The sequence below is a fragment of the Aeromonas sp. 2HA2 genome (genome assembly GCF_029237345.1).
Classification (GTDB): Bacteria; Pseudomonadota; Gammaproteobacteria; order Enterobacterales; family Aeromonadaceae; genus Aeromonas; species Aeromonas salmonicida.
On record NZ_JAACGB010000017.1, the window covers coordinates 1 to 25,716 of the forward strand.

At 59.7% G+C, this 25,716-nt stretch carries 21 protein-coding genes and 1 pseudogene; 11 read left to right on the forward strand and 11 right to left on the reverse strand.

Annotated features, from left to right (window positions below):
* Positions 1 to 201: 201 nt before the first annotated feature.
* Positions 202 to 459, reverse strand: a complete 258-nt coding sequence (locus GWQ29_RS18490) for a DUF3297 family protein (RefSeq protein ID WP_005312504.1) — start codon at positions 457 to 459, stop codon at positions 202 to 204.
* 229 nt (positions 460 to 688) lie between these two features.
* Between GWQ29_RS18490 and GWQ29_RS18495 the strand changes: the two are divergent.
* Positions 689 to 841: pseudogene (locus GWQ29_RS18495) on the forward strand (DUF805 domain-containing protein); the annotation flags it as partial.
* Positions 841 to 1,323, forward strand: a complete 483-nt coding sequence (locus tag GWQ29_RS18500) for a hypothetical protein (protein WP_265421285.1) — start codon at positions 841 to 843, stop codon at positions 1,321 to 1,323. The pseudogene GWQ29_RS18495 and the gene GWQ29_RS18500, both read left to right, overlap by 1 nt.
* 47 nt (positions 1,324 to 1,370) lie before the next feature.
* Here GWQ29_RS18500 and GWQ29_RS18505 read toward each other — a convergent pair whose 3' ends face one another.
* Positions 1,371 to 1,871, reverse strand: a complete 501-nt coding sequence (locus GWQ29_RS18505; protein WP_021138069.1) for an SRPBCC domain-containing protein — start codon at positions 1,869 to 1,871, stop codon at positions 1,371 to 1,373.
* A 187-nt stretch (positions 1,872 to 2,058) separates the two neighbouring features.
* On the opposite strand from GWQ29_RS18505, the gene GWQ29_RS18510 reads away from it, so the two are divergent.
* Together GWQ29_RS18510 and GWQ29_RS18515 are read left to right on the forward strand one after the other, a co-directional pair.
* Positions 2,059 to 2,481: a GNAT family N-acetyltransferase gene (locus GWQ29_RS18510; RefSeq protein ID WP_265421284.1), complete on the forward strand. Its 423-nt coding sequence runs from the start codon at positions 2,059 to 2,061 to the stop codon at positions 2,479 to 2,481.
* 400 nt (positions 2,482 to 2,881) lie between these two features.
* Positions 2,882 to 3,292 carry an H-NS family nucleoid-associated regulatory protein gene (locus GWQ29_RS18515; protein ID WP_005312526.1) on the forward strand — a complete coding sequence of 137 codons (411 nt, stop codon included), beginning with the start codon at positions 2,882 to 2,884 and terminating at the stop codon, positions 3,290 to 3,292.
* A 613-nt stretch (positions 3,293 to 3,905) separates the two neighbouring features.
* Here GWQ29_RS18515 and GWQ29_RS18520 read toward each other — a convergent pair.
* From GWQ29_RS18520 to nadK, 9 genes are all read right to left on the reverse strand, one after another.
* On the reverse strand, positions 3,906 to 5,012 hold the full coding sequence (locus GWQ29_RS18520; RefSeq protein ID WP_265421283.1) for a 3-deoxy-7-phosphoheptulonate synthase: 1,107 nt from the start codon (positions 5,010 to 5,012) through the stop codon (positions 3,906 to 3,908).
* 263 nt (positions 5,013 to 5,275) lie between these two features.
* Complete coding sequence (locus tag GWQ29_RS18525) at positions 5,276 to 6,082, reverse strand: siderophore-interacting protein (protein WP_058394302.1); 807 nt, start codon at positions 6,080 to 6,082, stop codon at positions 5,276 to 5,278.
* 152 nt (positions 6,083 to 6,234) lie between these two features.
* Positions 6,235 to 7,608, reverse strand: coding sequence for an efflux transporter outer membrane subunit (locus GWQ29_RS18530; RefSeq protein WP_275920034.1), 1,374 nt, complete (start codon positions 7,606 to 7,608; stop codon positions 6,235 to 6,237).
* On the reverse strand, positions 7,605 to 9,545 hold the full coding sequence (locus GWQ29_RS18535) for a MacB family efflux pump subunit (protein WP_275920035.1): 1,941 nt from the start codon (positions 9,543 to 9,545) through the stop codon (positions 7,605 to 7,607). The genes GWQ29_RS18530 and GWQ29_RS18535 overlap by 4 nt, the downstream gene beginning before the upstream one ends.
* The gene (locus GWQ29_RS18540) at positions 9,542 to 10,705 is read right to left on the reverse strand and encodes an efflux RND transporter periplasmic adaptor subunit (protein WP_265462187.1); all 1,164 of its coding nucleotides are present in this window, start codon (positions 10,703 to 10,705) and stop codon (positions 9,542 to 9,544) included. The genes GWQ29_RS18535 and GWQ29_RS18540 overlap by 4 nt, the downstream gene beginning before the upstream one ends.
* 252 nt (positions 10,706 to 10,957) lie before the next feature.
* Positions 10,958 to 11,398 (reverse strand): universal stress protein, encoded by a 441-nt coding sequence (locus GWQ29_RS18545; RefSeq protein ID WP_058394299.1) that lies wholly within the window; start codon positions 11,396 to 11,398, stop codon positions 10,958 to 10,960.
* A gap of 469 nt (positions 11,399 to 11,867) precedes the next feature.
* On the reverse strand, positions 11,868 to 12,761 hold the full coding sequence (locus GWQ29_RS18550) for a DHHA2 domain-containing protein (protein ID WP_275920036.1): 894 nt from the start codon (positions 12,759 to 12,761) through the stop codon (positions 11,868 to 11,870).
* A gap of 256 nt (positions 12,762 to 13,017) precedes the next feature.
* A complete protein-coding gene (recN, locus tag GWQ29_RS18555; RefSeq protein WP_219598601.1) occupies positions 13,018 to 14,682 on the reverse strand; it encodes a DNA repair protein RecN in 1,665 nt (554 codons plus the stop codon).
* Positions 14,683 to 14,795: 113 nt separating this feature from the next.
* Positions 14,796 to 15,680: an NAD(+) kinase gene (nadK, locus tag GWQ29_RS18560; protein ID WP_005312583.1), complete on the reverse strand. Its 885-nt coding sequence runs from the start codon at positions 15,678 to 15,680 to the stop codon at positions 14,796 to 14,798.
* A gap of 266 nt (positions 15,681 to 15,946) precedes the next feature.
* On the opposite strand from nadK, the gene grpE reads away from it, so the two are divergent.
* The 7 genes from grpE to GWQ29_RS18595 all read left to right on the forward strand — a co-directional run bounded on the left by grpE (position 15,947) and on the right by GWQ29_RS18595 (position 25,691).
* Positions 15,947 to 16,522 carry a nucleotide exchange factor GrpE gene (gene grpE / locus GWQ29_RS18565; RefSeq protein WP_005312586.1) on the forward strand — a complete coding sequence of 192 codons (576 nt, stop codon included), beginning with the start codon at positions 15,947 to 15,949 and terminating at the stop codon, positions 16,520 to 16,522.
* 297 nt (positions 16,523 to 16,819) lie between these two features.
* Positions 16,820 to 18,745 carry a molecular chaperone DnaK gene (dnaK, locus tag GWQ29_RS18570; protein ID WP_275920037.1) on the forward strand — a complete coding sequence of 642 codons (1,926 nt, stop codon included), beginning with the start codon at positions 16,820 to 16,822 and terminating at the stop codon, positions 18,743 to 18,745.
* Positions 18,746 to 18,858: 113 nt separating this feature from the next.
* Positions 18,859 to 20,001 (forward strand): molecular chaperone DnaJ, encoded by a 1,143-nt coding sequence (dnaJ, locus tag GWQ29_RS18575; protein WP_021138057.1) that lies wholly within the window; start codon positions 18,859 to 18,861, stop codon positions 19,999 to 20,001.
* Between the two features lie 262 nt (positions 20,002 to 20,263).
* A complete protein-coding gene (locus GWQ29_RS18580; protein ID WP_275907360.1) occupies positions 20,264 to 21,754 on the forward strand; it encodes a carbohydrate porin in 1,491 nt (496 codons plus the stop codon).
* A gap of 117 nt (positions 21,755 to 21,871) precedes the next feature.
* Entirely contained in the window at positions 21,872 to 22,828 is a 957-nt protein-coding gene (locus GWQ29_RS18585; protein ID WP_275920038.1) for an aminoimidazole riboside kinase, read from the forward strand.
* 83 nt (positions 22,829 to 22,911) lie between these two features.
* The gene (locus GWQ29_RS18590; protein WP_275920039.1) at positions 22,912 to 24,276 is read left to right on the forward strand and encodes a sucrose-specific PTS transporter subunit IIBC; all 1,365 of its coding nucleotides are present in this window, start codon (positions 22,912 to 22,914) and stop codon (positions 24,274 to 24,276) included.
* Positions 24,276 to 25,691: a sucrose-6-phosphate hydrolase gene (locus GWQ29_RS18595; protein ID WP_275920040.1), complete on the forward strand. Its 1,416-nt coding sequence runs from the start codon at positions 24,276 to 24,278 to the stop codon at positions 25,689 to 25,691. Before GWQ29_RS18590 ends, GWQ29_RS18595 begins: the two co-directional genes overlap by 1 nt.
* The last annotated feature ends 25 nt before the right edge of the window (positions 25,692 to 25,716 follow it).

Sequence of the window (25,716 nt, forward strand, 5' to 3'; positions counted from 1 at the left end):
CGCCGGTTGAGTGAAGGGCATGTTAGAACCAGGGAAGAGAGCGATGAAAGGTTCAGATCACAGAATGGGAGAGAAGTTCAAAAAAATCCCCAAGCGACGCTTGGGGATTTTTGTATAAGAGACAGCCGTTATGGTGGCCTTGTTGTTGACTGCAGTGACAGACCCGCTGGCTCGGTAATCCGAAGAGGCAGGCCGCAGCAGTTAAACGGACTCGATATAGTAGGCCTCAACGGTGCCTTTCAGGGTGATCAGGATCGGCTGACCGCGACGATCCAGCGCCTTGGGGGAGGGGATTTTCACCCAGCCTTCACTGATGCAATACTCCTCGACATCGGTGCGCTCTTTACCATTGAGTCGAATACCGATCGGGTGTTCGAAACAGGCTGCGACATGGTGCGGGCTGCGCGGGTTGCCCGCAAGGTGATCCGGCAGTGCCGGTTTGGTGTTGGTATCGCTCATCAATATGACCTGAAATGGGTAAAAAGTGCGTCATTGTAGAGAATGCCGTCATGGCATTCAAGGTGGTCATAAAGCCCACAAGCAGCACCCGCCACCCATTTTTGGGGCCTCATTATTGCTCGTTGGTGTTCAGGATGTTTATTGGTTTTTTCGGTCAGTGTCGGGCTTGGCTGACCGTTTGACATGACGGTGTGCAACATATTAACGGGACTGCGTTTCGCTTTGTTTTCTGAATGCGCTTGTCGTCCGCCGTCTGCACGATATTGATCGTTCGGGATGGTGGGGATGTGTCTTTTTTGTCCCTGTCATCGGCCCCTTTGTGTTGATCTATTTTCTCTCGCAGCAAGGCGATTCATACGCTCAATCAGCGAGGAGGACATAATGAAACATTATCTATGGTTGCTCATGCTGGCGTGTCCGGTCCTGCTCGCCGAGACTGTTGATATTCATGATTTCCCCAAGGGGGCGCTGGGTATATTGTCGGTAGAGCGTTTGACTCAGGGAAGTCTTTTATGGATGCAGGGGCGAGTTGGTGAAGGGAGCTATACCACAGCTGATAGTGAAGGTCGCCACTGTACAGTCAAGGTACCTGTTGTGGTTGGGCGGGTAGCAAATACCGGGCTGGGAATAGATTCAGTGACGGGACTGTCGATCATTGTGATGAATCAACAGCTAAGTGACGCCTTGCTCAAGGGTGAGCGTATTAATAGTAACGAATGGCATTTTGCCGGGGTGGCAGAACAGTTGTCAGCAGATGGCTACATAGTAAAAGGCATTGAGGCAGATGAAGGGTTTGTTCTAAATTCAAAACGGCGCTGGATTTCCTGGCTGCTGGATGACAAACCCGCGTTGAACTGCCGCTAATTGAATATAAAAAACACCGCCAGCTGGCGGTGTTTTGATATGGCGGCTTATTGAGCCAGTGATTTCAGTTGCTGCTTGTCCGGCGGGTTATTCCAGTCGATGGGGCCGTGGGTGAAGCGATACTGCAGGCGGGGCAGGCTGGTTTCCAGCCACTCTTCCCGAAAATAGGCATAGCCCTGATCCCAGTCAGGATCGTTTGCCCAGCCGCTTTGCAGGAAGTAGAGGCGAGTACCCTGACCTTCAGGCACAAAACGCAGGCTGACCTGAGTTTTTTGCAGACGAATATGGGGCAGGGAGGGCGGAAAGTTCCAGCTGAAGCTGAGCAGGTCGTGTGGCATGACGGCCATCACCCGACAGCCTTCGCTACCACGTTCACCCAGCGGGGCATCGGGCCTGAAATAGATCTCGAAGGGACCATTCGGTTCGGGCACCATCAGGCATTCCGGCGCCAGGAAGCTGCGCAGGCCGCTCTCGGTTGTCCAGGCACGCCAGACATCGTCGATATGGGCCGGAACAAAGATGTTGCCTTCTATCTGCTTGTTATCCATAAATCAGCGAGCCTCAAACCATCCATACATGGGACTCAGGCAGTATAGCCCCATGGGCGATAAAATGGACAGAGGTGTGTCACACCCGTGCCATCGGTCGGTCGTTATTCTGACCATGATATTTGACACTGTGCGGCGATCCATCCGACAGTGTTGCCAAGTGATAATAGTGACGAAGGAAGGCCTGATGATCAGAGTCATGCGAGAGACGGATATTCACCAATTGGCGCAGCTGTACCTGAAGGGGCGGCGTCAGACCTTTCACTGGGTCGACCCTTCCCACTTTCGGCTGGAGGATTTCGACGAGCATACCCGGGGCGAGCAGCTCTGGGTGGCTGAACAGGGTGGCACCCCTTGCGGGTTTGTTTCCATCTGGGGGGATGAGAGCTTCGTGCACCATCTCTACGTATCGGCCGACTGGCACGGTCAGGGGCTGGGGCGGGCACTGCTGAGCCAGGGGTTGGCGGCTTGTCGGAAGCCTGCCTCACTCAAGGTGGCGACCCACAATACCTCTGCTCTGGCCTTTTATCATCGCCTCGGCTGGCAGAATACGGAGGAAACGGGTCACTGCGAGATCACAGGCCCCTGGCGTCGCTTGATCCTCAAATAACATGATGTGAAGCGCGAGGGTGAGAATATAGGGATGGCAGGCATGGGGCACTATGGGGCAGTAATATATAGCGCCATTCGTCTACCTTGAGCCTCGTCTGAGTGGTACAGGTTTTAACCACAATGGCCAATTGTGAAAATAGCTGACATAAGTGTGATGAGAAATATGCCTGGGTGTGTCCGTCTATTTGTCAGGCACGCCGGGGAGAATTGTGTGGTGAGCGATCACGGCGGTTACGACAATGAGCAACGAGTGAATAAAGTTGCTGGCATATTCAGCCAATCGTTTTTGTTAAGAAAGTGACAGGAACTATAAAAACAGTATGTTGTTATCAAACAGGCATGCTATTCTCAAGCTGTGTTATCCCTGTGACAAACAAAAATAATTTTGTGAGGAAGTAATGAACGAATTTCTGAAAGTTCTGCTGAACATTCGCAGCCTGCGTGCTGCCATCCGTGAATTGCCGTTTGAACAGCTGCAAGAAGCGAAAGAAAAGTTTGAACTGGTATATAACGAGCGCGCCGAGTCTGTTGAGCAAGAGCGTGCCGAGCAGGAAGAGCGTCAGCGCAAGCTGAGCGAGTTCACCGAAATGCTGCAGCAAGCCGGTATTGATCCCCGTGAGCTGATCAACAGTGCCGCTGCCCCAGCCGCCACTGCTGGCGCCGCCAAGAGCAAGCGCGCACCACGTCCTGCCAAGTACAAGTATCAGGAAGATGGCCAGGAGAAAACCTGGACCGGCCAGGGCCGTATGCCGAAAGCCATTGCCGAGCAAGTTGCGCTGGGCAAGGATCTGAATGATTTCCTGATCTGATCCACCGGATCGATCATGAATGATGCCGCCCGCAAGGCGGCATTATTATTTGTATTCACCGAAGTATTCTCCTGTCAATTCCCTCCTCACTTTGTGCCGTCCCTGTTTGTCGCAGTGCGACAGCATACTGTCAGCCGTGATGCTTGCCTTCCTTATTGGCCGATTAATTGTCATGTGTGCATCGGCTTGTGGTTTCCCCATCTTGTATTGCCAGCAGTTCACCGACGACCAATGAGAGACGAGTCACTGGACTCATATAGCCCATTGTATATTCTCCTCCACCATTCCCCAGAAAATTAGGGGGCATTAAGCTGCCCGCAAGCAAACTACGATTCTTTTTACTCATCGGAGGGGCTTTTTCCATTAACTGACATGCTTTTCAGTTTTATCTGACATGGCATAAAGGGGTGCCGGTATGCCGGTTGCTGGTCATCGAGTGAAGAATGGAGGGAGATAGCACGGATATTTTCTTTATCCCATCCAAAGCCCGCACCCTATGGTCTTTATCCTGAACGGATAAGTCGGGGCCATTTTATTTGGCGACCTGGCGGACTAAATGGTAATGACGGGACTTGCAGATAATAAGGCTCCCGCTGGGGGAGCCTTCTCTTGTTCAGCTGGCTAATTGGGTATCCCAGTGTACCGTTCCGGGCTGGCGTCGGGTCCGGCTCTGGCGACGTAACTCGACAGCCTCGGCCAGCATGGCGAGCAGGGTCTGGGTATCGTCCCAGCACAGGCAGGCGTCGGTGACCGACTGGCCATAGGCGAGTTCGTTCAATGGTGCAGGCTTCTGGCTGCCCCCTTGCAAGAAGCTCTCGACCATGACGGCGGCGATGGCGTCGCTGCCTTCCCCCAGCTGACGGCAGAGCTCACCTGCCACCCGGATCTGATTTTTGTGCAGTTTCTGGCTGTTGCCGTGGCTGCAATCCACCATCAGGCGGTGGCTGAGCCCCTGCCGCGTCAGGCGTTCGGCGGCATCCTCCACGTCGCTCTGGTGATAATTGGGGCGTGTGCCACCACGCAATATGATGTGGCCTGCGGGATTGCCTTCGCTCTTGATCACCACAATGCCGCCCTGACTGCCCGGCGCGGTGAACAGATGGGAGGCTTCACTGGCCTGAATGGCATCGATGGCGACCCGGATATTGCCGTCCGTGCCGTTCTTGAAGCCGACAGGACAGGGCAGCGCCGAGGCCAGCTGACGGTGCACCTGGGATTCTGTGGTGCGGGCGCCGATGGCTCCCCAGCTGATGAGGTCGGCAAGATAGAGGAAGCTGGTGGTATCGAGAAACTCGGTGGCGGTGGCCAATCCCAGACGGTTGATGTCGAGCAGCAGCTGACGTGCCAGCTGCAGGCCGTGACCTATGTCGTTGCTGCCATCCAGATGGGGGTCGAATACCAGCCCCTTCCAGCCCACTGTGGTGCGTGGCTTCTCGAAATAGGTGCGCATCACTATCTGCAACCTGTCTTGATAGGCGTCGGCCAGCCGTACCAGTCGCTGTGCGTAATCGAGGGCGGCGAGGGGATCGTGGATGGAGCAGGGACCTATCACCACCAGCAGGCGATCGTCTTCTCCTGTCAGGATCTGGCGAACTTGCTGGCGATGGTGATCGATCTGCGCTGCAACCTCGCTGGGACAGGGATGAAGTGCCAACAGGTCGGCAGGAGTGGGAAGAGCCTCCACCGCGAAGGCGCGCATTACTGAGTTCAAAACTGCCATCTGGATTACCTTGCTGTGCAAACGGGAGTGAATGACGTGCGCTCCACATCCAAACCCGGGGCATGGAGAGAGGCTGCAATGGGGCGTCATCACTGTTTATTGTTGAGAGTGATTATCATTATCTGGTTGTTTGCATCAAATCAAGCACAACCGCTCGGATCACCACAATGGGGGGCAAGGAGCAAATCAGGGGAGTGCAGATAGCAATCAAGCCCATGACCGGCAGGCCATGAGCTTGATATTCCAAGGAAAAAATGGGCAGATCAGCTGTCCATCACATCGTGACGGGCGTGGTGATAGGCCTCTTCATCTTTGCCGTGGCGCCAGTAGGGGACTGCGTAGACCCGAGTGCGATCCACCTCCAGGGTGCGTCTGACGTGACGGCGCAATGGCACCACCAACCCTTCTTCACCGCCGAACCAGAAGTAGCTCGCCTGCTCCTGCATCGGCAGGGCGGTGAAATACGCCACCAGTGGTTCAGTCTGCTCGGGGGTGCCGATAAACCAGCGCAAGGTCACGCCGGCGGGTAGCGACAGATCCTGCACATCTTCCTGATAGGGTACCAGCAGGGCGATGTGGCCCTGGGCGTCGGCGGGCATTACCTCGGCCATGGCGCTGATGGCGGGCAGGGAGGTGAGGTCACCCACCATGTAGTAGTGCCGGGCGGGCTGCAGCATGGGATCCGGGCCACCCGGGCCCGAGATGGCAAGCAGATCGCCGGGTTTGACCTGCATGGCAAAGCGGCTGGCGGGGCCGGCATCGCCGTGCAGCGCGAAGTCGATGTCCAGCTCCAGTGCCTCGCGACGAAATGCCCGTATGGTGAAGGTGCGCATGATGGGGCGCTGGCTCGGGTCTTCCCAGCGCGGCCCTTGCGGGGTGGGCGTGGGGAGTACGGCGTGGGTCTGGCCCGGCTGTGGCAGCATGATCTTGATATGGGCGCCGCCGCAGGTGAAGGGGTAGTCAGCGAGTTCCGGGCTGGTCAGGCAGACTCGGCGCAGGTGCGGGCTCACATCCCGGACGTGTTTGACCGTGAGCAGACGAGGGCGATTGACCGGGGTGGGCTGAGACATATGAATACTCCTGACTGACAATGGCGCCCATTTTTCATTAAATGAAAACTATTATCAATTGCTTTGTGTGACAGGCAATCAGGAAGGGGACATCAAGAGGGGGAAAACGCACCGCCTCTCATGGCATGAGAGGCGGTGTTGAGCGCGCTGGCTTAGCTGTGATCACTGCCCCCCAGCGCCTTGTAGATCCTGGCCATGGTGTTGAGCTGATCCTTCTGTTGACCGAGCAGGGCCAGCTCGGCCTCCCACAGGCGGTTCTGCTCATCCAGCCAGGGTTGTACCCCGGTGGCACCGGCCTGGAAGCGAGCCCGGGCAAGCCGTTCCGCCTCTTTGGCAAACGTCAGCTGCTCGGCCAGATAGTTCAGGCGCTGCTCGCCGTGATGGCGGGCGGCCAGGCCGTCTTCCACCTCGACCAGTGCGGTATAAAGCTGCTTGCGAAATTCGGTTTCGGCAATCTGGTAATCAAGCTCTGAGCTCGCAATGGAGATCCGGGTCTTGTTGTATTCGAGGAAAGGCAGCGCCAGGCTGGCACCCAGAGTGCCCACCGGATTTTGCAAGACCTGGGTCAGGGTGTCAGAGGTGCTGCTGGCACCGCCGGTGAGACTCAATGAGGGATAGAAACCGGTGCGGATCTCATCCCCTTTTGCCAGTGTCTTGCGCAGGCGCAACTCGGCGGCGCGCACGTCGGGGCGCCGCGCCAGCACATCCGCTGGAATGCCGACCGCCAGTGATGGCACCGGGGTCGTCGTCAGTGCTGTCGGGGCAAATTCCAGCGGTCCGCTGCTGCGCCCAAGCAAGAGGCGCAGCCCGTTGCGGGCCTGTTCCTGCTGCATCAAGAGCGAAGTGAGCTCAGCTTGTTTGTTGGCCTTCTGCTGGCTGGCCTGCACCAGATCGAGCCGGGTGATGGCGCCGGCCTGGTACTTGGCCTGGGTCAGCTGCTCGGCGCGGGTGTAGTTTGCCAGTTGCCGCTCGCCCAGTGTGATGGCCGAGCCGAGATAGGCCAGCTGCCAGTACTGCTCCAGCGCCTTGCCGATCAGCATCAGACGGGTGGCTGCAAGATCCTGGGCGGAAGCCTGGGCTTCCCAGCTCGCCTGATCCCGTATCGAGGCGAGCCGACCCCAGAGATCCACCTCATAACTGAGGGTGAGAGAGGGGCCCATGCCGCTGCTGGCACTGCCATCTTTCAGATTTTTGGTGCCGTTGGCCCCCAGGCTGGCACTGACCGAGGGGGTCTGGTTGGTATCGGCAAAATCTGCGCCCAGCAGTGCGCTCCTGAGCCTCAACCCGGCGACCTGCATGTCCGGGTTGGCGGCCAGCACGGCCTCCACCAGCTGATCCAGCGCCGGATCATGAAACCCTTGCCACCAGAGGCCGGCCTGCTGATGGGTGAGGCCGTCATCCGGCTGTTGCCAGCTCGGAGCCAGTGCCAGATCTTGTCTGTGATAGGTGCTCTGCTGGCTGCAGGCGCTCACGCCAGTGGCAAGGGCCAGGCAGAGCGCCAGTTTGGATAAGTTGTGCATCGTCATTCCCTCGCCAGCGCCTCGACCGGATCGAGCCGGGCGGCATTGCGGGCGGGCAGGTAACCAAACAGGATCCCGATGAGCGAGGAGCAACCAAACGCCATCAGGATGGAAAAGAGCGAGAACTGCATCTGAATGCTCTCCACGAACAGGGAGAAGAGCAGGCCTATGAACAGGGAGACGCCGACCCCGAGCATGCCCCCGAGCAGGCTGACCATCACCGCCTCGATCAGAAACTGCTGCAAAATGTCGGACTGGCGAGCGCCGACCGCGATGCGGATCCCGATTTCGCGGGTACGCTCCACCACTGAGACCAGCATGATGTTCATCACCCCGACCCCGCCGACGATGAGGGAGATCACCGCAATGGCGGAGACCAGCAGCGTCATGGTGGCTGTGGTCTTCTCCACAGACTTGATGATGCTGTCGCTGCTGAAGGTGAAGAAGTCCTTCACCCCGTGGCGCTGGGTCAGCAGCTCTATGGCAGCCTGTTCGGCAAGGGCGGGTTGCACCCCGTCCTTGACCCGAATGGTGAGCTGGCTGAAGTGGTTCTGGGAGATGAGGCGGCTCATCACGGCGCTGTAGGGCAGCCAGACGTTCACTGACTGGCTGCTACGGCCAAACCCCGTCTCCTCTTCCACCACACCAATGATGCGCACCGGCAGGGTGCCGACCAGTACCACCTGACCGACGGGATCTTCCTTGCCAAGCAGGCTCTCTATGGTCTTGCCATCCACCACTGCCACCGCGGCCCGGTTCTGGATGTCGCGCTCGTCAAACAGGCGGCCACTGGTGAGCTTCATCCCCTTGACCCGGAAGAAGTCGCTGCCGACTCCCACTATGCTGCCACTGCTGGTTTTGTTGCGATAACGCAGCTGACCCGACGAGGCAATCTGGGGGCTGGCCCCTTCCAGATAAGGTTGGCCGAGCAGCGCATCGAGATCCCGCTTGTTGAGGGTCTGGATGCTGGCAGCCTTCTCGTCTCCCCAATCCTTGCCCGGGAAGATGTCGATGGTGTTGGTGCCCATGGCGTTGATCTGGTCGACCACCTTGGCACGGGCCCCCTGACCGAGCGCGACGACGCTCACCACGGCGGCTATGCCTATGATGATGCCGAGCATGGTGAGGAAGGTGCGCATCCGGTGTGCCAGCATGGCGTGCAGCGCCATGCGTCCCGCCTCGCGATAGCGATCCCAGTCGTTGCCGCTCACCCTGGTGGCGGGGGCTGCGGCCGGGAGGCGGACTGTGGTCGTAGCCGGTTTACCGCTGTCTTCCAGCACCCTGCCATCGCGCAGCGTGATGATGCGATCCGCGTGGCTGGCCACTGCCATGTCGTGGGTCACCAGAACAATGGTGTGACCCTGGGCGTGCAGCTCCTTGAGGATGGCCATTACTTCCTTGCCGCTCTGGCTGTCGAGGGCACCCGTGGGTTCGTCCGCCAGGATCACTTCGCCGCCATTGGCCAGCGCCCGGGCAATGCTGACCCTCTGCTGTTGACCGCCGGAAAGCTGCCCCGGGGTGTGATGGCTGCGATCACTCAAGCCCAGCCGTGTCAGCAATGCGTTGGATCGCGCCTGCCGATCGGGGCGGGAGGTGCCGGCATAGACGGCCGGGATCTCCACGTTGGCGGCGGCGTTGAGGTGTGGCAGCAGATGGTAGCGTTGAAAGATGAAGCCAAAGTGGTGACAGCGCAACCGGGCCAGGGAGAGGGCATCCAGAGTGGCGGTGTCCTGCCCCCTAAACAGATACTGGCCCGCGCTTGGGCGATCCAGGCAGCCTAGCAGGTTCATCAGGGTGGATTTGCCGGAGCCGGAGGCGCCGACGATGGCGATCATCTCACCCGCTTCAATGGTCAGATCCAGCGGATGCAGGACTGTGACCTCCTGCTCTCCGCTCTGGTAGCGTCGCTCTATCCCTTTGAGCTGGATCAGTGGCTCACTCACAACATCATCTCCACATCGGGGCCGTTGACGGGAGCACTTTGACCCAGCTTGACCTTGTCCTGCTCGGTGAGGCCGCTGACTACCTCGACCTTGATGTCATCTTTCATGCCGGTCTTGATGCGGCGTGTCTCTTTCTGATCGTCATCCTTGATCAGGGTGACTTCGTACTCGTTCTCCCCCAGCTTCTTGCCAAGGGCCGTCTGTGGAATGGTCAGCACCTGCTTGCGCTCGCCGAGCACTATGGTGACTTGCGTGGTCATGGCGACTCGCAGGGTGTGATCCGGATTGGGTACGTCGAACAGGGCGTAGTAATAGACGGCGGCATTGTTGGTGGCCGTGGTGCTGGTGGCCTGCTCGTTGATGTTGGTGGGGGCCAGTTCGACCGTGCGCAGGGTGCCGTGATAACGGGTATCCGCATCGCCCATCAGGGTGAAATAGACCGGCATGCCTGCCTTGACCCGGGTGACATCCGCCTCAGAGATCTGTGCCTTGACCGTCATGGTTTCCAGATTGGCGAGCTTGAGCAGGGTGGGCACAGTCTGGCTGGCGGCCAGGGTCTGGCCCTGGCGGGTAACTATGCTGACGACTGTGCCATCCATGGGGGCCAAAATGCGGTTATAGCCCAGCTCCGTCTTGGTGCGATCCACCTTGATCAGAGCATTTTCGATCTCGGCCTGGGCGCTCTGCAACTCGGCCCGGGTGACCGCCAACTGGGCTTCGGCGTTCTCCAGATCGGCGCGGGAGCTGGCTTCCTGCTTGAACATCTGCTGCTGACGGCGCCAGGCCAGCTCGTTTTGCTTGAGCTGTGCCTGTTTGATCTTGAGCTGGGCACGGCGGCTGGCGAGATCCGCCTCGGCGGTCTTGAGGTTGTTCTGGGCGATCAGGGGATCTATCTCGGCCAGCAGGTCACCCTGCTTGACGCTCTGTCCTGCCTCGACGGCCAGATAGGTCACCTGACCCGAGACCTGGGCACCTACATCCACCTGCTCTATGGCCTGCAGGACGCCGCTTGCCAGCACAGTCTGCTCCACATCCTGGCGGGTCACTGGCGCGCTCAGCACCGGGTCCGGGGTCGTATTCGGCCAGGCCAGCCAGGTGATGGCGGCCAGGGGGATGAGTGCGAGCAGGGCAAATTTTCTCTGCTTGGGAGTTATGTTCATTTATCACCTGAATGAAACGTGCGAAGGCATGCAAGGGCAATATCCTGCAGCAAACGAGGCTTAAAAAACAGCGATGAATATGTAAGGAAACATGTAGATAGGCTTGTCATTAGTGAGGCTGCCAGCGGGCTGGGCAGCGGTGACGGCAATGAGCGAGTCGCGTGGTGGACGGGTAAAAATGCGGGTGTTGACGGCAACAAGAGGGGACAGGGGGAGATGAGGCGCCCACCACTTGAGTGGGCGCCTTGCAGGTTAGCTGACGGCTTTGAGCTGCTCTACGTAGGGTTCGTGGCAGATCTGGATATCGATCGGCAGCTTGTAGATAAGCAGACGGGCCAGGGATCCTTCCATCCAGTGATGGCGGCTGCCCACCAGCAGCAGATCCGTCGGGTGTGAAGCCAGCCAGTGCTTCAGGTCCGACACAACGTCATCGACCACCAGGCACTGATAATCCACCGGATGCTGCAAGGTGGTGATGAGTTCACTGATGATGGCCTTGGCATCCAATGTGCCCTGGGCACTGCGCTCTTCTTCGGACAGCGACAGGCTTTCGCGGCGCACCTTGCTGCTATGAGTCAGGTGCAGCAGGGTCAGCTCAGTGCCCATGCTCTGTGCCAACCGACTTGCTTTGGCCAGCGTCTCCTGCTCGTAATCCTTGCCTTCCAGCAAGAGCACAATATGGGTTGAGGTCATAAGCAGTTCTCCTTGGCATGACGCGGGGCACCAGAGACACCAGGTGTGTCTCTTACCACTGTGTTCCCGCTATATATATGGTATGGCGCTAACATGTCCTGGTCGTCTGGCGTCACCCTCTGTCGGTGATGCATAGTGAAACCATGTTCGTTTACATCAGCATAACAGACCGAGTTGAATGGAGAATGAAGGGATCCCGGATATTTGGCGGTTAGTGGGGGAATTGCGGATAAAAATGGTATTTTTTTAGCATGTTTGCATGGTTAGCAAGCACTGCATATCTGAATCATGCTGCCTGGTCTCTACCTGAGTATCGCGTGACGCCGTGAGCACGAACAAGCAGGATGAGGGAAGTTGACGACAGGGCGTACAGAAAAAGTCGAATGCCGACCGAGGTGGCGTGTCAAAGCCATGGGGTAGAAAGAGAGAGCAGGGAACCCGGCATGTACCGCTTCCCTGCCACTTGGCATCACACCGGGTCTGTTGACAGATAGTGGGCCAGCCAGGGCAGACCCTCCTTCTTGCGGCTGACGGCACCGGCCAGATGGATGGGTTGCTCGGGCAAGATGCCGTTGCTGGCGAAATAGAGCAGGCTGTTCCCCTTGGCGAGATCGGTCAGCATCAACACATAGGCATCCAGCTTGTCCTGTTCCAGTCGGGCCTGCATGGCCTGAACCAGCTCTGCTTGCCGTGACTGAAGCTGTGCCGGATCCATCACGCATACCTGGCTGACAGAGAGTGTGTAACCGGCAATCTGGTACGCCTTCTCATCGGCGATGAGCAGCTCGGCCAGGGGAGCATCACCTAACTGGGTGCGGCGTTCCAGCAGGGTCTGTGCGAAGGGTTCCAGCGCCAGATCGGCCAGGGGCAGCAGCGCATTGACGGCGGCGCGATCACGGGGCGTGGTCGTCGGCGAGGTGAGGCTGAAGGTATCACTGATGATGGCGCCCAGCAGCAGGCGAGCCTGGGAACGGGAGAGGCTGTCATAGCCCATCAGTTCCAGCAGTACAGTGGCACTACAACCCACGGCACGGATCCAGGCATCGAGGGGGCCCCGAGTCACAAGAGTGCCAATCCTGTGGTGATCGATCAGCCCCTGCACGTCCGCCTCGGCAAGGCCCTCTGGCCCTTGCTCCAGCTCGCTGAAATCGACCAGAAACACAGATTTGTTGGCCACGCTCCCCTGCAGCAGGGGCGGGGCATCGACCCCGGCGGTTTCCAGAATGAAGCGGGTCTCGGCGATGGGGTCACCCAGTGCATAGGCCTGGGCCGGTCTGCCCTGGCCATTGAGCCAGTCGGCGGTGACCAGAGCGGTGCAGATGCTGTCGCTATCGGGGTTCTTGTGACCAAACACGTGGAGCATAAAGGCATTCCTGAAGTTGGAGGCGCCTGGTCGACCGCGCAAGGCCGCTGGCCGGACAAGGGGGCAGATAAAACAGGTGAAGGCGTACGGTTTTTTGCTCCCGACCTGGTCTCACTCTATGCGTCGGTGCTGGCCATGGCAACCTGGATGACTCGCAACGTCAGATAGCCATATTCAGATAGCTATATAAAGAAGGGGAACCTCACACCCGCAGGTGTGGGGTTCCCCTGTTACTGGCCGTATTGGGCGTTCCTTCTCAGGAGGCAAGCAGCTCGCGGGCGTTGGCCAGGGTATTGTCGGTGATATGATCGCCGCCCAGCAGACGAGCCAGTTCCTTGAGGCGAGCGCCCTGATCCAGTGCCTGCATCTGGGTTTCCGTTGTCTTGCCGTCTGTGTGCTTGCTCACCACCATGTGCTGGTGGCCCTTGCCTGCTACCTGGGGCAGGTGAGTGACCACCATGACCTGTGTGGATTCACCGAGCTGGCGCAGCAAACGACCCACTACGGCGGCGGTGGGGCCGCTGATCCCCACGTCCACCTCATCGAAAATCAGGGTCGGGGTCGAGACCTTGCGGGCGCTGATCACGACGATGGCGAGGCTGATCCGCGACAGTTCACCGCCCGAGGCCACCTTGCCCAGCGGCTGGATCGGTTGCCCCGGGTTGGTGGTGACCATAAATTCCACCCGATCGATGCCGAGCGGCGACAGGCTGCTCTGGGCATCCGGCCGCACCTCGATGGCGAAGCGGCCGTCCGGCATCGCCAGCTCGTGCATGCTGGCGGTCACCTTGGTGCCGAGCTCCTCGGCGTAACGCTGACGGCTCTGGCTCAGTGCCTCTGCGGCCTGTACGAAGGCAAGGCGGGCTTCGGCCAGTTCATCTTCCATGCCTTCCAGGCGCTCTTCGTCCGAGTTGAGGCGGGCGAGATCACTGGCAAGATCCTGATGGTGCAGTGCCAGCTCGGCTGGTTTGACATGGTGCTTGCGGGCCAGATTGATGGCTTTGGAGAGGCGCGCCTCCAGCTCGGTGAAGCGCTCAGGGTCCAGCTCAAGCCGATCCAGATAGCTGCGCAGCTCGCTGTGGCTCTCCTGCACGCCTATCATCGCCTCGTTAAGCATCTCCAGCACAGGGCTGAGGCGGCTGTCCATGCCCACCAGACCCTCGGCTTTGTCGACGGCGATCTGCAACAGGCCAGCGATGGTGGTCTCTTCGTTGTCATAGAGCAGATCGAGACAGGCGCCGCACTCCTGCATCAGTTCGGTGCCATTGGCGAGCCGCTGATGCTCCTCTTCAATGGCCTCGAATTCCCCCGGTTGCAAGGCAAATTCGTCCAGCTCCTGCACCTGATATTCGATGAGCTGACGGCGGGCCTCCCGCTGTTGCTGTTCGGCCTTGAGGCGATTGAGCTCGTTTTGCAGCTGACGCCAGAGCTGATAGTGCTGGCGCACTTCTTCCAGCAGCAGGTGATGGCCGGCATAGCCATCCAGCAAGCTGAGCTGGTAGTCGGGTTTGAGCAGGAGCTGGTGGGCGTGCTGGCCGTGGACGTTGACCAGCAGCTGACCCAGGTTCTTGAGTTGGGTCAGGGGGACGGGCACGCCGTTGATGTAGCTGCGTGAGCGCCCTTCGGCAGAGAGCACCCGCCGCACTATGCATTCACCTTCGTTTTCCAGCTCGTTGGCGGCGAGCCAGGCGCGGGCGGCGGGGTTGCCGTCCAGCAGGAAACGGGCGCTGACCTCTGTCTTGTCGCTATCGGGGCGCACCATGCTGGCCTCTGCCCGCTCACCCAGACAGAGGCCGAGTGCGTCTATGGCGATGGATTTACCGGCACCCGTCTCACCCGTGATGCAGGTCATGCCGGGTTGCAGATCGAGTTCGAGAAACTTGACGATAGCGAAGTTGTTGACGGTCAGCTGGGTCAGCATGGTCTCATCCTGTATGGGCCAACATTACTGTGTATGCATCCAGTATATACTGGTTTTCCATACAGTAAAGAGTCGACCCGCAACAGGATGGACAAGAGCGGGTTGAAAGCGGCTTAGAACAGCTTGCTGCCCCAGCCGAGCTTGTTGCGCAGCACGTGGAAGTAGCTGTAATCGAGCGGATGCACCAGGTGCAGCTTGTGCTTGCTCTTCTTGATGAGGATCTCGTCCCCCGGGTGCACCGCCAGTGTCACCTGACCGTCGCAGCTCACTTGCATGGCATCATCCTGATTGTCCGGCGAGACCAGCAGGCGCACCTCGCTGTCCGCATCCAGCACTATAGGGCGGCTGCTCAGGGTGTGCGGGAACATGGGCACCAGCGTGATGGCGTTGAGCTTGGGAGTGAGGATGGCGCCGCCTGCCGATAGCGAATAGGCGGTGGAGCCGGTCGGGGTGGCGACTATGATGCCGTCCGAGCGCTGGCTGTACATGAAGCTGCCATCGATATAGACCTCGAACTCGATCATGTGGGCTATCTTGCCCGGGTGCAGCACGGCTTCGTTCACCGCCAGGTTGCTCGATTTGCGCTCCCCGTGACGATAGACGGCGGCTTCCAGCAAGAAGCGGTGTTCACTCTTGTAGTGGCCGGAAAGCACCTGTTCCAGCGGCAGCAGATAATCCTGCGGCGACAGGTCGGTCAAAAAGCCGAGATTGCCCCGGTTGACCCCGATCACAGCCACATCGAACCGTGACAGCACCCGGGCCGCTCCCAGCATGTTACCGTCCCCGCCGACGACGATGGCCAAGTCCGCCTGCTCACCAAGCTGGACCAGATCCATCACGTTTTCATCCATGATGCCGAGGGTGTGGGCGACTCGGCTTTCGACCAGCACCTTGAAACCACGGGTAGTGAGATACTGATGCAAGCCGGTCAGGGTCTGGTTGGCCCCTTCGTGGTGGGGTTTGCCAATCAGGGCAATGGTTTTGAACGGAGAATCCATAGTCTGTCGGGTCTGGGATGAGTATTGGGGGGAGTATACCCCGCTTTGTGGGGGATTTGTCTGCTGCCAGCGCTCTGCTCGCTCATCGCACCGGGAAAAGTGGCAATTTGCCTGTCGGTGCTGCTCATTGGCGACGATAGCGCCTTTTTCCCCTTGAAAGCCGAGGCTGCGTCCCCATAATAGCGCCATTACAGGGTCTGTTGCCGACTTGTCTCGCACCCGAACGTCAGCAGACCCTCATAAGCAACCCTGAAATTGGAGATGTCATGAACCACGAAGAACAAAAGGTTGAAACGATGGAGCAAGTGGAAGCCCAGCCAGTCGAGCCGACCGATGTAGACAGTGAAGTGACAGCCGAGCAGGCCCGCATTGCCGAGCTGGAGGCCCAACTGGAAGCCGCCCAGCTGGCGTCCAATGAAGAGCGTGAGCGTGCCATTCGTGCCGTCGCCGAAATGGAAAACCTGCGTCGCCGTGCCGCCCAGGATGTGGAGAAGGCCCACAAGTTTGCGCTGGAGAAATTCGCCGCCGAACTGTTGCCGGTACTGGACAACCTGGAGCGCGCCATCGAGCTGGCCGACAAGGAGAGCGAAGAGCTCAAGCCGATGATAGAAGGGGTCGAGCTGACCCTGAAATCGATGCAAAGCGGCGTGGCCAAGTTTGGTCTGAATCCGCTTGATCCGCTCAATCAGCCGTTTGATCCCAATGCCCATCAGGCGATGAGCATGATCGAAAATGGCGAGCTGGCACCGAACACTGTCATCGCCGTGATGCAGAAGGGCTACGAGCTCAATGGCCGGGTGATCCGTCCGGCCATGGTGATGGTCTCCAAGGCGCCAGCCTGATTGCCATCGCTGTGCTGAGCCCGCCGCTCGGCGGGCTTTTTATTGGTTGCGGCGCCAACTGCTTATTTTTGGCGTCATTTGGCAAGCATTCTTCCGTAAACAAGGCAAGAATGTGCGGTTTTTTGAGAGCAGGGCTTGAAGCGTCAACTTGAGACCCCATATAGGTTCCAAGGCCACGGCGGCACAAAAAATTTGATGCCGGGAGCTTGAAAGCCACACTGGCAGCCCCCACCTAGCCGTTAACGCATTAAGGCGAGTTCCTCGCCAGTTTATTCAAAGTATTTGGAGATTCGTCAAATGGGTAAAATCATCGGTATTGACCTGGGTACTACCAACTCCTGCGTCGCTATTCTGGATGGCGACACTGCTCGCGTGATCGAGAACGCAGAAGGCGATCGTACTACTCCGTCCATCATTGCCTATGCCGATGATGGCGAGATCCTGGTTGGTCAGCCGGCCAAGCGTCAGGCCATCACCAACCCGAAGAACACACTGTTCGCCATCAAGCGTCTGATCGGTCGCCGTTTCGAAGATGAAGAAGTGCAGCGTGACCTGAAGATCATGCCGTACGCCATCGCCAAGGCTGACAACGGTGATGCCTGGGTGGAAGTGAAGGGCAAGAAAATGGCACCGCCGCAGATTTCTGCCGAAGTGCTGAAGAAGATGAAGAAGACCGCCGAAGATTATCTGGGTGAGCCGGTGACCGAAGCCGTTATCACAGTGCCGGCCTACTTCAACGACGCCCAGCGTCAGGCTACCAAGGATGCTGGTCGCATCGCCGGTCTGGATGTAAAACGCATCATCAACGAACCGACCGCAGCGGCATTTGCCTACGGCGTGAACAAGGTCAAGGGTGAGCGCAAGGTTGCCGTGTATGACCTGGGTGGCGGTACTTTCGATATCTCCATCATCGAGATCGACGAAGTCGAAGGGGAAACCACCTTCGAAGTACTGGCGACCAACGGTAACACCCACCTGGGTGGTGAAGACTTCGACAACCGTGTCATCAACTATCTGGTAGATGAGTTCAAGCGTGAGCAGGGCATTGACCTGCGCAACGACCAGCTGGCCTTGCAGCGTCTGAAAGATGCCGCCGAGAAAGCCAAGATCGAGCTCTCCTCTGCCCAGCAGACCGACGTGAACCTGCCGTACATCACTGCAGATGCCACCGGTCCCAAGCACATGAACATCAAGGTGACCCGCGCCAAGCTGGAATCTCTGGTGGAAGACATGGTGAAAGACTCGCTCGAACCAGTTCGTACCGCCCTGAAAGACTCAGGTCTGGCCGTTGGTGAGATCGACGACGTCATCCTGGTGGGCGGTCAGACCCGTATGCCTATGGTGCAGAAGACCGTTGCCGAGTTCTTTGGCAAAGAGCCGCGTAAAGACGTCAACCCGGACGAAGCCGTGGCCATGGGTGCTGCCATCCAGGGTGCCGTACTATCCGGTGAGAAGACCGACGTACTGCTGCTGGACGTGACCCCGCTCTCTCTGGGTATCGAAACCATGGGCAGCGTCATGACTGCGCTGATCGAGAAGAACACCACTATCCCGACCAAGAAGTCTCAGGTGTTCTCCACTGCCGAAGACAACCAGTCTGCCGTGACCATTCACGTGCTGCAGGGTGAGCGCAAGCGCGCCAGCGACAACAAGTCCCTGGGCCAGTTCAACCTGGAAGGCATTCGTCCGGCTCAGCGCGGCCTGCCGCAGATCGAAGTGACCTTCGACATCGATGCCAACGGTATCCTGCACGTCTCTGCCAAAGACAAGGAGACCAACAAGGAGCAGAAGATCACCATCCAGGCTTCCTCCGGTCTGTCTGATGAAGAGATCGAACGCATGGTACGCGAGGCAGAAGCCAACGCGGCCGAAGACAAGAAGTTTGAAGAGCTGGTGCAGACTCGCAACCAGGCTGACGGTCTGGTCCACTCTGTACGCAAGCAGATAGCCGAAGCCGGTGATGCCCTGCCTGCCGACGACAAGACCAAGATCGAGACTGCATTGAGCGAGCTGGAAGCCGTCATCAAGGGTGACGACAAGGCTGTCATCGAAGCCAAACAGCAGGCTCTGCTGGAAGCGTCCCAGAAGCTGATGGAGATTGCCCAGCAGCAATCCCAGGCTCAGGGTGCTGGCGCCGATGCCAACCAGTCCTCTTCTTCTTCCAAGGCTGACGACGATGTGGTCGATGCCGAGTTCGAAGAAGTGAAAGACGACAAGAAATAAGCCACACCCAGATGGGTAGAGCCCGCTCTACCCATCGGCTTGAACGATGAATTTACGGGCGTTGGGTGACCAACGCCCGTCTGCATAACTGTTTACGTAGCAACAGGATCAGTATGTCAAAGCGCGATTTCTATGAAGTGCTCGGGGTATCGAAAGGTGCCGATGAGCGCGAGATCAAGAAGGCGTACAAGCGTCTGGCGATGAAGTTTCACCCGGACCGCAATCAGGGTGATGCCGCATCCGAAGAGAAGTTCAAAGAGGTCAAGGAAGCCTATGAGATCCTGACCGACGAGAATCTGCGGGCTCGCTATGACCAGTATGGTCATGCCGGCGTGGATCAGAGCCAGGGTGGCGGTGGCCACGGTGGCTTTGGCGGCGGTGCCGATTTCGGTGATGCGTTCGGCGATATCTTTGGCGACATCTTCGGTGGCCGCAGCGGCGGCGGTCGTCGTGGTCCGGCCCGGGGGTCAGACCTGCGCTACACCATGGAGCTGACCCTGGAAGAGGCGGTGCGCGGTGTCTCCAAAGAGATCAAGGTGCCGTCCCTGGTCCACTGCGAGGTCTGCAACGGCTCCGGTGCCCACACCGGCAGCACAGCCCAGACTTGCCCGACCTGCCACGGTGCCGGTCAGGTGCAGATGCGTCAGGGCTTCTTCGCGGTGCAGCAGGCCTGTCCGCACTGTCACGGTCGCGGCAAGATCATCAAGGATCCGTGCCGCAAGTGCCATGGCGAAGGTCGTTACCAGAAGACCAAGACACTGTCGGTCAAGATCCCGGCGGGCGTCGATACCGGTGACCGTATCCGTCTCTCCGGCGAAGGGGAAGCGGGGGAGGCGGGCGCTCCGGCCGGGGATCTCTATGTACAGGTGCACGTCAAGGAGCACGAGATCTTCGTGCGTGACGGCAACAACCTCTACTGCGAAGTGCCCATCAGCTTCACCGCAGCCGCCCTGGGTGGCGAGATCGAAGTGCCGACCCTGGATGGCCGCGTCAAGCTCAAGGTCACTCCCGAGACCCAGACCGGCAAGATGTTCCGCATGCGGGGCAAGGGCGTCAAGTCAGTGCGCTCCGGCCAGGTTGGGGATCTGATGTGCAAGGTGGTGATCGAGACTCCGGTCAAGCTGACCGAGTCCCAGAAAGAGCTGTTGCGCCAGCTGGACGAGTCGTTCAGCGGTGCCGCCGCCAAGACCCACAAGCCGAGATCGGAAGGTTTCTTCGAAGGGGTGAAACGCTTCTTCGACGACCTGACCCGCTGATCTCAGCGCATCCCAGCAAAGCCGGCCTCTGTGCCGGCTTTCTTTTTGCCTGCCATTCGGCCCGTCTCTTCGTTATTGAGTGGATCCTGATGAGGGATCCACCTCACAACTCCCGCCAATTCATTCTGTACAAATGTTATCCCGCTCACAGAGTGGCTGAAACGGTTTAGCTGGCATCTTGAGTTGGCTAAAGCGGTTTAGCTATGCTCTCTTCGCCGATAAAAACAGAGCCCAACCGGGCAACACACGACAGGTGAGGAAGATGACCATGTTCAAGAGCAAATTGGCGTTGGCAGTGGCGCTGGGATTGGGGATGAGCAGCCCGCTGTGGGCGGCGGAGGGCGGTATCGAAGCCAGGCTGGCGGCGCTGGAGGCGCGGGTACAGGCGGCCGAAGCAAGAGCCGAGGCAGCGGAGAGTCGTGCCAGTCAGGCCGAGATAAAGGCGAGTGCGGCCAGTGAGGAGGCCCAGGTCGCCAACACCCGCAGCCAGAAGGTGGATGAGAAGACGGCGGGGGCACAGGGCTTCGAGTTTCACGGCTATGCCCGCTCGGGCTTGCTGGTCAACAGCAATGGCAACGGCGGGCGGGGCGGTCCCTACATCACGCCGGCAGGATCTGTGGGGGGCGCAGTGGGCCGGCTTGGCAACGAAGACGACACCTACATGGAAGCGAATCTGCTCAAGACCCAGACGTTTGATGACGGCAGCTGGGCACGCTACAAGCTGATGCTGGCAGATGGCGTGGAGACCAGCAACGACTGGACCGCCAGCGATTCGAGCCTCAATACCCGCCAGGTGTTTGCCGAAATAGGCAATCTGGCGAGCTTCGATGGCGCTTTCAAGAATGCGGTGCTGTGGGCGGGCAAGCGCTTTGATCGGGACAACTTCGACATCCACTGGCTCGACTCGGACGTGATCTTCCTGGCCGGTACCGGTGGCGGTGTCTATGACGTGCAACTGGCCGACAGCTGGAAGGCGAACTTCTCCCTCTATGGCCGCGACTATGGCGACATCAGTGCCAGCGGTCTGTCGGACATAGAGAGCTACATCCTCACCATGAACAACCGCTTCGGCAGCTGGCAGTGGATGGTGAACGGCCTCTCGGCCAATGACAACGAACAGCGCATCAACGACGGTGGCAAAGGAAGCGAGGCGGCAGACAAGGGGGCTCATACCCTGGTGGCTTATCACGCCGACAGCTTCTTTGGCATCAACCCCGGCTTCTCCAAGGCGGCGATCCTCTACGGTCATGGTCTGGGTGCCGAGCTCAAGGGCTTGGGTTCCGACAGCGAACTGCTGCCCGATGCCGATGCGGTACGAGTCGCCGTGTTTGGCGCCACCGACCTCAACTCGCGCTGGCGTTTCGCACCGGCCCTGCTGGCAGAGCAGAGCCAGGATCGTTACGTGAAAGGGGATGAATACCAGTGGCTGACCCTCAATACCCGGGTAGCCCAGGTGCTGAGCCAGAACGTCGAGCTGGTCTATGAGGCGGCATGGCAGTACATGGATCTGGATCCCAAGGGCTACAAGGGTCGCCAGGCGGTGAACGGCAACTTCACCAAGCTCACCTTCGCACCCACCTTCAAGGCGCAGACCGCCGGCTTCTTCGAGCGTCCGGAGCTGCGGGTGTTCGCCACCTGGATGGACTGGTCATCGGAGCTCGACAGCTACGCCAGTGACGATGCCATGGGCCAGAGCAACTTCACCGCCGGTGGCGAGTGGAACTTTGGCGTGCAGATGGAAACCTGGTTCTAGTTCGTTATCCCGATCACAAAAATGGCAGCCGGTGCCAGGATCTGTTGGTTGGCTAAATCGGTTTAGCTGATAATGAAAGCCAAGAGAGATGAGGGCCCGGCCCTGTCAATGAATCCTGTGCAGCAGTGGAGTAGCAAGGTGACGAATCGTGTGTGGGTAATGGGGGATGCGGTGGTGGACTTGATCCCGGAAGGGGAGCTGCACTACCTCAAGTGCCCGGGTGGCGCACCCGCCAATGTGGCGGTCGGGGTGGCGCGGCTTGGCGGTGAGGCGGCCTTTATCGGCCGGGTCGGCGCGGATCCCTTTGGCCGCTTTATGGTCGACACCCTGAGCGGGGAGGGGGTGGATATCGCTGCGTTGCGGCTCGATCCTGACCATCGCACCTCTACCGTGCTGGTGGCACTGGATGAGGAGGGGGAGCGCAGCTTCACCTTTATGGTGCGCCCCAGCGCCGACCAGTTCCTCACCCCGAATGAGTTGCCCCGCTTCGATGCCGGTCAGTGGCTGCTCACCTGCTCCATAGCGCTCGCCAACGAGCCGGTGCGCAGCAGTTGTCTGCAGGCCATGGCGGCCATCAAGGCGGCCGGGGGACGGGTCTGCTTCGACCCCAACCTGAGGCCCGAGGTATGGGGCAACCCGGCCGAGATGCTGCCGCTGGTGCGCGAAGCCATGGCCCTCGCAGACGTGGTCAAGCTCTCGGTGGAGGAGCTGCAACTGCTGAGCGGTCTGGACGATCTGACGGCGGGGCTCGCCACCATGGCGGGGCCGGCGCTGGTGCTGGTGACCCGGGGGGCGGCCGGTGTGGTGGCCCGTCTGGGTGGCGAGCAGCTGGAGTGGGTAGGGCCGAAAGTGACCCCGCTCGACACCACGGGGGCGGGGGACGCCTTCGTCGCCGGTCTGCTGGCGGCCCTGTCCGGGCGTTCATCGCTGCCGACGCTGGCCGAGCTGCCCGCCATTCTGGCCCAGGCCCACGGCTGCGGGGCGCTCGCCACCACGGCCAAGGGGGCGATGACGGCGCTGCCGACCCGCTCCGAACTGGATGCCTTTTTGCGATCAGGCGCAAGCGGCTGTTGATCCGCGGCTAGAAGCCCGGCTCAACAGCCCCTACTCTCATGTGACAAGGGCCCGCCAGCGTGGCGGGTCATAAGAGGAAGAATATGAATATCAGTGCGATAGCCAAGGATCTGGTGCCCCTGCTCGGGGGCAAGGAGAACATCGTCAGCGCTGCCCACTGTGCCACCCGGCTGCGGCTGGTGCTGGCCGATGACAGCAAGGTGAACAAGGCCGCCATCGACAAGCTGGAGGGGGTCAAGGGGTGCTTCAGCAACGCGGGCCAGATCCAGGTGATCTTCGGCACCGGTCTGGTCAACAAGGTCTATGCAGAGTTCGTGGCGCTGACCGGTACCGGCACCGCCAGCAAGGCAGAGCTGACCGACATGGCGACGGCCAAGCTCAACGTGGCCCAGCGGCTGGCGCGAACGCTCTCCAACATCTTCGTGCCCATCATTCCGGCCATCGTCGCATCCGGTCTGCTGATGGGGCTGCTCGGCATGGTGCGCACCTATGGCTGGGTCAATGCCGACAGCGCCCTTTTCGTCATGCTCGACATGTTCAGCTCGGCGGCCTTTATCATACTGCCCATCCTGATCGGGTTCACGGCGGCGCGTGAGTTTGGCGGCAACCCCTATCTGGGGGCCACCATGGGGGGGATCCTCACCCACCCGGCCTTGACCAACGCCTGGGGGGTTGCCGGTGGCTTCAAGACCATGGATTTCTTCGGTCTCGATGTCGCCATGATCGGCTATCAGGGCACCGTCTTCCCTGTGCTGCTGGCGGTCTGGTTCATGTCCCATCTGGAGAAGCAGCTGCGCAAGCGCATTCCGGACGCACTGGATCTGATCCTCACGCCGTTTCTCACCGTCATCATCACCGGCTTTGTGGCCCTGCTGTTTATCGGCCCGGCCGGACGGGTACTGGGTGATGGCATCTCGTTTGGTCTGAGCGCCCTCTATGAGCAGGCAGGCTGGCTGGCGGGGCTGGTGTTTGGCGGGACTTATTCCCTCATTGTCATCACCGGCATCCATCACAGCTTCCATGCCATAGAGGCGGGGTTGCTCACCAATCCGGCCATAGGTGTCAACTTCCTGCTGCCCATCTGGGCCATGGCCAACGTGGCGCAGGGCGGTGCCTGTCTGGCGGTCTACTTCAAGACCCGGGATCCGAAAATCAAGGCCATTACAGTGCCGGCGGCCATGTCCTGCCTGCTCGGCATCACGGAAGCGGCGATCTTCGGGGTCAACCTGCGCTACATCAAGCCTTTCCTGGCCGGCCTGCTCGGCGGTGCCCTGGGTGGCGCCTACGTGGTGGCGGCCAAGGTGGGGATGACGGCGGTGGGCCTGACCGGTATTCCCGGTATGGCCATCGTCCAGCCCATGAATCTGATCCACTATGTCATCGGCCTGGTCATCGCCTTTGGCGCCGCCTTCGCTGCCTCCTGGCTGCTCAAATACAAGGTGGAGTGATGAAGGAAGTCGATTTTTTCAAACAGATAGTCCGGTCTTTGCTGACCGGACAGCTCAAGGCGGCGGCCGATCCCCATCGGCCCCGCTGGCATCTGGCAGCCCCGGTGGGGCTGCTCAATGACCCCAACGGCTTTATCGAGCACGGCGGCCGGTATCACCTTTTTTACCAGTGGAACCCGCTGGGCTGCACGCACAGCAACAAGGGGTGGGGGCACGTCAGTTCCAGCGATCTGCTGCACTGGCAGCACGAGCCGATCGCCTTGCTGCCCACCGAGGCGTATGAGAGCCACGGCTGTTATTCGGGTTCGGCGGTGAGCGATGAGCAGGGGCGCCTTACTCTGATTTACACCGGCAATGTCAAATACCCGGACGGCGGCCGCACCGCCTATCAGTGTCTGGCCCGCGCCGACGGTGAGGGTGGTTTTGCCAAGCTGGGACCAGTGCTCGATTTACCTGAGGACTACAGCGGCCATGTGCGCGACCCCAAGGTGTGGCATGACGGCCAGCAGTGGCTGATGGTGCTGGGAGCCCGCACCCAGGACGACAAGGGGGAGGTGCTGCTCTATCGTGGCGAGAGCCTGCAAAGTTGGCAGCTGCTCGGCCCCATCGCCGGCAGCGGGCGAGGCGGTCTGGGGGAGTTCGGCTATATGTGGGAGTGCCCGGATCTCTTCCCGCTGGCTGATCGCCATGTGCTGATAAGTTGCCCGCAGGGGATTGCCCCGCAAGGGGAGGATTATCGCAACCTCTACCAGTGTGGCTGGCTGGCGGGGCAGTTCGATGGCGAGCATTTCGAACACGGGGCTTTTCACGAGCTGGACCGCGGCTTCGAATTCTATGCACCGCAGACCACGCAAGATAGCCAGGGCCGTCGCCTGCTGTTTGGCTGGCTGGGGCTGCCGGAGGAGAACGAGATGAGCCAGCCGACCATTCCCTATGGCTGGATCCACCAGATGAGCTGCCCGCGGGAGCTGTTCTGGCAGCATGAGTGGCTCTGCCAGCGGCCGGTGGCTGAACTTGCCGCCCTCAAGGGGGAGCTGACCCGTTTCGAGGGGGTCGTCAGCGAGTTTCCGGGGATGACCATCGACTCGGCCTGGCTGGATCTGACGCTGACCGGCGCGGGCAGTCTCTGGCTCGGCACAGTGGCCGAGCTGGTGTGGCAGAAAGGGCGCATTGGATTGCGTCGCCAGAACTGGCAGAGCGGGGCGTGGGAAGAGAGGTCAGCTCCCTGGCTGGGTGGCCCGCTGACACTCTTGTGCGATCGGTCCAGCCTCGAGTGTTTCGTGGATGATGGGCGTCAGACGCTGTCAGCCCGTTACTTCCCCGGTGAAAAGCCGCAACTATCGGCAGGGGATGCAGGCGAGGGCGGCAAAATTTGCCTCAATCACTGGCCGCTGTCGGCGTGCCTAGTACAATAGCCCGGTTCTAGTCAGCCGGGAGGCC

What these genes read in the sequence shown, in the direction of transcription:
- GWQ29_RS18550 (WP_275920036.1), bottom strand. Translation starts at nt 12,761, where the DNA reads ATGCTCCACGTGTTTGGTCACAAGAACCCCGATAGCGACAGCATCTGC.
- grpE (WP_005312586.1), top strand. Translation starts at nt 15,947, where the DNA reads ATGAACCACGAAGAACAAAAGGTTGAAACGATGGAGCAAGTGGAAGCC.
- GWQ29_RS18595 (WP_275920040.1), top strand. Translation starts at nt 24,276, where the DNA reads ATGAAGGAAGTCGATTTTTTCAAACAGATAGTCCGGTCTTTGCTGACC.
- GWQ29_RS18515 (WP_005312526.1), top strand. Translation starts at nt 2,882, where the DNA reads ATGAACGAATTTCTGAAAGTTCTGCTGAACATTCGCAGCCTGCGTGCT.
- GWQ29_RS18545 (WP_058394299.1), bottom strand. Translation starts at nt 11,398, where the DNA reads ATGACCTCAACCCATATTGTGCTCTTGCTGGAAGGCAAGGATTACGAG.
- GWQ29_RS18490 (WP_005312504.1), bottom strand. Translation starts at nt 459, where the DNA reads ATGAGCGATACCAACACCAAACCGGCACTGCCGGATCACCTTGCGGGC.
- GWQ29_RS18500 (WP_265421285.1), top strand. Translation starts at nt 841, where the DNA reads ATGAAACATTATCTATGGTTGCTCATGCTGGCGTGTCCGGTCCTGCTC.
- dnaJ (WP_021138057.1), top strand. Translation starts at nt 18,859, where the DNA reads ATGTCAAAGCGCGATTTCTATGAAGTGCTCGGGGTATCGAAAGGTGCC.
- GWQ29_RS18520 (WP_265421283.1), bottom strand. Translation starts at nt 5,012, where the DNA reads ATGGCAGTTTTGAACTCAGTAATGCGCGCCTTCGCGGTGGAGGCTCTT.
- nadK (WP_005312583.1), bottom strand. Translation starts at nt 15,680, where the DNA reads ATGGATTCTCCGTTCAAAACCATTGCCCTGATTGGCAAACCCCACCAC.
- GWQ29_RS18580 (WP_275907360.1), top strand. Translation starts at nt 20,264, where the DNA reads ATGACCATGTTCAAGAGCAAATTGGCGTTGGCAGTGGCGCTGGGATTG.
- GWQ29_RS18525 (WP_058394302.1), bottom strand. Translation starts at nt 6,082, where the DNA reads ATGTCTCAGCCCACCCCGGTCAATCGCCCTCGTCTGCTCACGGTCAAA.
- GWQ29_RS18540 (WP_265462187.1), bottom strand. Translation starts at nt 10,705, where the DNA reads ATGAACATAACTCCCAAGCAGAGAAAATTTGCCCTGCTCGCACTCATC.
- GWQ29_RS18590 (WP_275920039.1), top strand. Translation starts at nt 22,912, where the DNA reads ATGAATATCAGTGCGATAGCCAAGGATCTGGTGCCCCTGCTCGGGGGC.
- dnaK (WP_275920037.1), top strand. Translation starts at nt 16,820, where the DNA reads ATGGGTAAAATCATCGGTATTGACCTGGGTACTACCAACTCCTGCGTC.
- GWQ29_RS18505 (WP_021138069.1), bottom strand. Translation starts at nt 1,871, where the DNA reads ATGGATAACAAGCAGATAGAAGGCAACATCTTTGTTCCGGCCCATATC.
- GWQ29_RS18510 (WP_265421284.1), top strand. Translation starts at nt 2,059, where the DNA reads ATGATCAGAGTCATGCGAGAGACGGATATTCACCAATTGGCGCAGCTG.
- GWQ29_RS18530 (WP_275920034.1), bottom strand. Translation starts at nt 7,608, where the DNA reads ATGACGATGCACAACTTATCCAAACTGGCGCTCTGCCTGGCCCTTGCC.
- recN (WP_219598601.1), bottom strand. Translation starts at nt 14,682, where the DNA reads ATGCTGACCCAGCTGACCGTCAACAACTTCGCTATCGTCAAGTTTCTC.